Below are 6436 nucleotides of genomic sequence, written 5' to 3'. Positions count from 1 at the left end.
GGCGATGTGCGTGATGGCGGGGTGGAAGTGGACGGGTTGGCGGATGTGGCGTACCCAGTAGTCGGGGGTGGTGATGTCCTGGTCGGCCGGTTGGCCGGTGAGGTTGCTGATGAGGGGGATGGTGGGCGGGTGGTAGGCGAGGTCCTTGATCGCGTGGTGGAAGTCGTCGAGGGCGGGTTCCACGAGGGGGGAGTGGAAGGCGTGGCTGACGGTCAGTGCCCTGGTCCTGCGGCCGCGTTGCTTCCAGGCGGCGGTGAGCCGGGTGACGAGTTCATCGGGCCCTGAGACGACGGTGTTGGTGGGGGCGTTGAGGGCGGCGATGGTGACGTGGCCGTCGTAGGGGCCGAGGGTTTCGGTGATCTCGTCGGCGGTGGCTTCGATGGCGGTCATGGCGCCGCCGGGTGGGAGTTCGCCGAGGAGGGTGGCGCGGTGGGCGACGAGCTGGCAGGCGTCGTGGAGGGTGAGGACGCCGGCGATGTGGGCGGCGGTGATCTCGCCGATGGAATGGCCGATCACGGCGTCGGGGTGCAGGCCGCAGTGTTCGAGGAGCCGGGTGAGTGCGACCTGTACGGCGAAGAGTCCGGCTTGGGTGTAGGTGGTGTGGTTGAGGAGGTCGGTGTGGTGGGGGTGGGTGGCGAAGACGACGTCGCGCAGGGGGTGGTCCAGGTGGGGGTCGAGCAGCGCGCACACCTCGTCGAAGGTGTCGGCGAAGACCGGGAAACGCTCGTGCAGTCCGGCGCCCATGCCCGGCCGCTGACTCCCCTGCCCGGAGAAGAGGAACACCCGCGACCCCGAGGCCGGCACCCCCGCCTCGCGCCGCACCAGCGCCGGATGGTCCTCCCCGGCCGCCAGCGCGGCCAGCCCCGCCCGCAGCGTTTCGGTGTCCCGGCCCGTGACCACCGCACGCTGGTCGAACGCCGCACGCGAGGTGACCAGCGACCAGCCCACCGCCCCGGGATCGCCGTCAGCGGTCGCGTCGAGCAGCCGCCGGGCCTGGTCGCGCAGCGCGGCCTCACCGCGCGCCGACACCACCCACGGCGTGAGCCGGTCTCCGGGCCGCTCACCACCGGTGGCGGCGGGCGGCCGGGCGGCCTCCTCCAGAATCACATGGGCGTTGGTGCCGGAGATGCCGAACGAGGACACGCCGGCCCGGCGCGGCTGCTCCCCCCGCGTCCACTCGACCGGCTCGGTGAGCAGCCGCACCGTGCCCGTGCCCCAGTCCACATGCGAGGTGGGCTCGTCCACGTGGAGGGTGGCGGGCAGCCGGCCGTGCCGCAGGGCCATCACCATCTTGATCACGCCCGCCACGCCCGCCGCCGCGTGGGTGTGGCCGATGTTCGACTTGATCGAGCCCAGCCACAGCGGCCGGTCCGCGGGGCGGTCCTGGCCGTAGGTGGCCAGGAGCGCCTGCGCCTCGATGGGGTCACCGAGCGTGGTTCCGGTGCCGTGTGCCTCGACCGCGTCCACCTGGTCGGCGGAGAGCCGGGCGTTGGCCAGCGCCTGCCGGATGACGCGCTCCTGCGCGGCGTCGTTGGGCGCGGACAGCCCGTTGCTGGCGCCGTCCTGGTTGACCGCCGAGCCGCGCAGCACGGCGAGGACACGACGCCCGTGGCGCTGGGCGTCCGACAGCCGCTCCAGCAGCACCAGGCCCACACCCTCGGAGAAGCCGGTGCCGTCCGCGGCCGCGGCGAACGGCTTGCAGCGGGCGTCCGGCGCGAACCCCCGCTGCCGGGAGAACTCCACATACGCCGTGGGCGTGCTGAACACGGTCACGCCACCGGCCAGGGCCAGGTCGCACTCGCCCTGCCGCAGCGCCTGCCCGGCCAGGTGCATCGCCACCAGCGACGCGGAGCACGCGGTGTCCAGCGTGACCGCCGGTCCCTCCAGGCCCAGGGTGTATGCCACCCGGCCGGATATCACGCTCATGAGTCCGCCCGTGGCCGTATAGCCCTCGAAGCCCTCGGGAATGCGCGGTATCCGCGAGAGATAGTCCTGGCTCGACACCCCCGTGTAGACGCCGGTGAGAGTGCCTTTGAGGCTGTGGGGGTCGATGTGGGCCCGTTCGAGGAGTTCCCAGGCGGTCTCCAGGAGCACTCGCTGCTGGGGGTCCATGGCGAGGGCTTCGCGGGGGCTGATGTTGAAGAAGGAGGCGTCGAACCGCTCGGCGTCGTGGAGGAAGCCGCCTTCCCGGACGTAGCTGGTGCCGTAGTGGTCGGGGTCCGGGTGGAACAGGCCGTCCAGGTCCCAGCCGCGGTTGGTGGGGAAGGGGCCGATCGCGTCGGTGCCGGTGGCGACGAGGTCCCACAGGGCCTCCGGTGAACCGACCCCGCCGGGGTAGCGGCAGGCCATGGCGGTGATGGCGATGGGCTCCTGGTGGCGTTCTTCCGCTTCGCGCAGGCGCTGCCTGGCCTGGCCGAGGTCGAGGGTGACGCGTTTGAGGTACTGGCGCAGTTTGTCTTCAGTGGTTGACATTGGCTTCTCCCTCGCGGGCGGTCAGGACGAGCCCAGTTGCTGGTCGATGAGCGCGAACATCTCGTCGTCCGAGGCGGACTCCAGCGCCTCGCCGTCGACGGTGTGATCGACCGCGGCTGCCTCGTCACCGAGCCGCCACAAGAGGGTCTGCAACCGCTTGACGAGCCGGGCACTGGTCTCGCCCTCCGGCCTCGACTCGCCCACCGCCGCCTCGAGCCGCTCCAGCTCCCGCAGCACGGGCTGCGCGGCGTCATCCCCCGCCGGGCACAGCTCGCCCCGCAGGTGCTCGGCCATGGCGGTGGGTGTCGGATGGCGGAACACCGACGCCGCGGACAACCGCAGGCCCGTCACCGTGGTGAGCCGGTTGCGCAGCTCGACCGCCGTCAGCGAGTCGAATCCGAGATCCTTGAAAGGGGTGTTCGCCGACACCGCGGCGACATCCGTGTGCCCCAGCACGGTGGCCGCGTGGGTCCGGACCAGATCGAGCAGGAGCGCGAGCTGTCCGGCGGGGGCCATCGACGCCAGCCGGCCGGGCAGGTCGGTCACGGGAGCCGCCGCGCTCCGCCGCGCGGCCCGGGGGCCGGTGCCGGTGAGCGAGCGGACCACCGGCGGCAACGCTTCGCCGGGCTGGGCGGACAGCGTCGCCAGGTCGAGCCGGGCGGCGAGCACCCGCCCCGCACCGACCCCGTGCGCCGCGTCGAACAGCGCCAGGGCGTGCTCCGAGGACAGCGGTGCCATCCCCGACCGGCTCATCCTCGCGTGGTCGATCTCGCTGAGTCCGCCGGTCATGCCGCTGGTCGCCGCCCACAGGCCCCAGGCGATGGAGGTGGCCGGCACTCCGGCGTGCCGGAGCCTGGTGGCGAGCGCCTCGCAGTAGGCGTTGGCGGCGGCGTAGTTGGCCTGCCCGGGGCTGCCGAACGTACCGGCGGCGGAGGAGAAGATCACGAACATGGCCGGCGAGAGGTGCCGGGTGGCCCGGTGGAGGTTGGCGGCGCTCGTCGCCTTGGCGGCCCAGACGCGGTGGAGACTGTCGGGCGTCTGCGCGGTCAGCACCGCGTCGTCCAGGACCCCCGCCGCGTGGATGACGGCGGTGAGGGGATGGCGGGGGTCGATGGTGTCCACGGCTTGTCGCAGGGCCTCCGGGTCCGAGGCGTCCGCGGCGGTGATGTGGACGGTGGCGCCCAGTTGGGTGAGGCGGGCTTTGAGGTCGGTGGCGCCGGGGGCGTGGGGGCCGCGGCGGCTGAGGAGGTGGAGGTGGGTGATGTGGTGGGTGGTGATGAGGTGTTCGGCGATGAGGGCGCCGAGGGTGCCGGTGCCGCCGGTGATCAGGGCGGTGCCGTGGGGGTCGAGGGCGGGGGGGATGTCGAGGACGAGTTTGCCGGTGTGTTTGGCCTGGCTCATGTGGCGCAGTGCCTGTCGGGCCCTGGCCAGTGGCCATGCCTGGACCGGGGGCGGGGTGAGGACGCCCTGGGCGAAGAGACCGGCCAGCGTGGACAGCATCTCCGAAAGGCGGTCGAGACCCGCGTCGGAGACGAGGTCGTACGAGCGGTAGTGCACGCCGGGGTGGGTGTCGGCGATCTGCTCGGGGTCGCGGATGTCGGTCTTGCCCATCTCGAGGAACCGGCCGCCCTGACCCAGCAGCCGCAGTGACGCGTCGACGAACTCGCCCGCGAGGCAGTCCAGCACCACGTCCATGCCCCCGGGCCCGGTGGCGGCGCGGAAGGTGTCCTCGAAGTCCAGGTCGCGGGAGGAGGCGCGGTGGGCCTCGTCGATGCCCATCGCCTCCAGCACGGCGTGTTTGCCCGGGCCGGCGGTGGCGTAGATCTCGGCGCCCAGGTGGCGGGCGATCTGCACGGCCGCCGTGCCCACGCCGCCGGTGGCGGCGTGGACGAGGACCGACTCGCCCGCCTTGAGTCCGGCGAGGTCCACCAGCCCGTACCAGGCGGTGAGGAACGCGATGGGCACGGCCGCCGCCTGCCGGTCGGTCCAGCCCGGCGGGATCGGCACCAGGGCGCGGGCGTCGGCGACGGTTATGGGGCCGAAGGAGCCCTGGAACAACCCCATGACACGGTCGCCGACGGCCACCGACGTCACGTCCGGGGCCACGTCGAGCACCACGCCCGCGCCCTCACCGCCCAGGCCGCGGCGGTCGGGCACGACACCGAGGGTCACCATGACGTCCCGGAAGTTGACGCCCGCGGCGCGGACGGCGACGCGCACGTGGCCCGGTGCGAGCGGTTCCAGCACCTCCGGGCATTCCTCGGGCGCCAAGCCGTCGACCGTACCCGCGCGCTCGTCCGTCATGACGAGCTGCCAGGCAGGCGCGCCGACGGGCGGCACGATGCGGGCCGCCGCGTCATCGGCCATCAGCCGGGGTACCAGCGCCCGCCCGTCGCGCACGGCCACCTGCCATTCGTCCGCGTCCAGGGCCGCGCGCAGCACCTCCACGACCTCCGGTGTCGAACCGGCGTCGCGCCGGGCGAGGTCGAGCAGCGTGAACCGGCCGGGGTTCTCCGACTGGGCGCTGCGGATCAGCCCCCACACGCCCGCGGCCACCGGATCCACATCGCCGCCGTCCGGGCCGTTGTCGGTGTCCTCCGTGACGGCGGCGTCATGGGTGACGACCACCAGCCGGGACTCGGCGAGCCGCGGCTCGGCCAGCCATTCCCGCGCCGTCGCCAGCACATCCGCGACCACGTCGGCGTCACCGCCGGTGGCGGGTGCCAGGCCGGTCAGGACGACCGGCGGCACGGGGGTGTCGTCGTCCATGGCCGCGGCCAGAGCGGCGACATCCGGATACGACGCGAGGGTCGCCACCGCATCGGCGAGCCCGCCGTCCCCGGCCTCCCCGAGCACCGCCCAGCCGTCGGCCACGGCCGTCGCCGATCCGGCCGGGAACGGCATCGCCGTCCACCGGACGTGGTACAGGCCGTCGCCGGGCCCGCGCGGCCGCAGCCGTGCGGTGTCGAGGGGGCGGGAGGCGATGGTGTCGGCGGTGAGCACGGTCCGGCCGGTCGCGTCGGTGAGGACGAGACGGTAGTCGTTGTCGCCCTGAGGGGTGATGCGGGCGCGGACGTGGGTGGCGCCGGTCGCGTGGAGGGTGACGCCGCTCCAGCTGAAGGGGAGCCATATCTCGCCATCCGGATTGTCGGCGGTGGCGAGGAGCGGGTGGAGCGCGGCGTCGAGCAGGGCGGGATGGATGGCCAGGGAGTCGACGGTGTGGTCGGACCTGTCGGCCCCGGGCAGAGCGATGTCGGCGAGGAGGTCGTCGCCGTGGCGCCAGACGGCTCGGAGGCCCTGGTAGCTCGGCCCGTAGTGGTAGCCGTCCGCGGCGGCGCGCTCGTAGAAGCCGGTGACGTCGACGGCCTCGGCTCCCGGGGGAGGCCAGGCCGCCTCCGCTTCGGCGATGGGCGGCTCGGCCGCGGGCTCGTCGGTGAGGGTCGCGGTGGCGTGGCGGGTCCACTCCGCTGGGGGAGTGGACTGTGAACGTGCGTAGATGTCCAGGGTGCGGTGGCCGCTGTCGTCAGGGGGGCTGACGATGACCTGGAGCGAGAGGGGGTGGCCCGGGTCGAGGGTGAGGGGTTGTTGGAGGAGGAGTTCGTCCACGTGGGGGGTGGTGGTGTGGTCGGCGGCGTGCAGGGCGATGTCGAGGAGGGCGGTGGCGGGCAGGAGGACGGCGTCGGCGATGGTGTGCTCGGTGAGCCAGCCCTCGTGGTCGGCGGCGGGGACCTGCCCGGTCAGGAGGACACCGCCGTCGGCGAGCGGTGCGGTGGCGGCGAGGAGGGGGTGGGTGAGAGAGATGGCGCCGGGGGCGGTGGGCCCGGAGTGGGCGGGCTTCAGCCAGTAGCGCCGGCGCTGGAAGGGGTAGGTGGGCAGGTCGACGGTGGTGGGGGTGGGTCGGTCGGTGTACCAGGGGCGCCAGTCGAGGGGGGTGAGGGTGTGGAGGCGGGCGAGGGCGTGGGCC

Annotated in this window: 2 protein-coding genes; both read right to left on the bottom strand. The window is 73.5% G+C overall.

From position 1 onward, the window contains the following. A partial coding sequence (locus tag ABFY07_RS42320; RefSeq protein WP_346179562.1) for a type I polyketide synthase occupies positions 1–2472 on the bottom strand: 2472 nt, incomplete at its 3' end. Between the two features lie 21 nt (positions 2473–2493). Further along, positions 2494–6436, bottom strand: a 3943-nt coding sequence (locus ABFY07_RS42315) for an SDR family NAD(P)-dependent oxidoreductase (RefSeq protein WP_346179561.1), incomplete at its 5' end; no start/stop codon positions are given.

Source organism: Streptomyces sparsogenes subsp. cuspidosporus (genome assembly GCF_039532705.1).
In the GTDB taxonomy this organism is placed as follows: Bacteria; Actinomycetota; Actinomycetes; order Streptomycetales; family Streptomycetaceae; genus Streptomyces; species Streptomyces sparsogenes.
The sequence above is the reverse complement of the archived record's forward strand: the minus strand, read 5'-3'. Positions and strand labels throughout refer to the sequence as shown.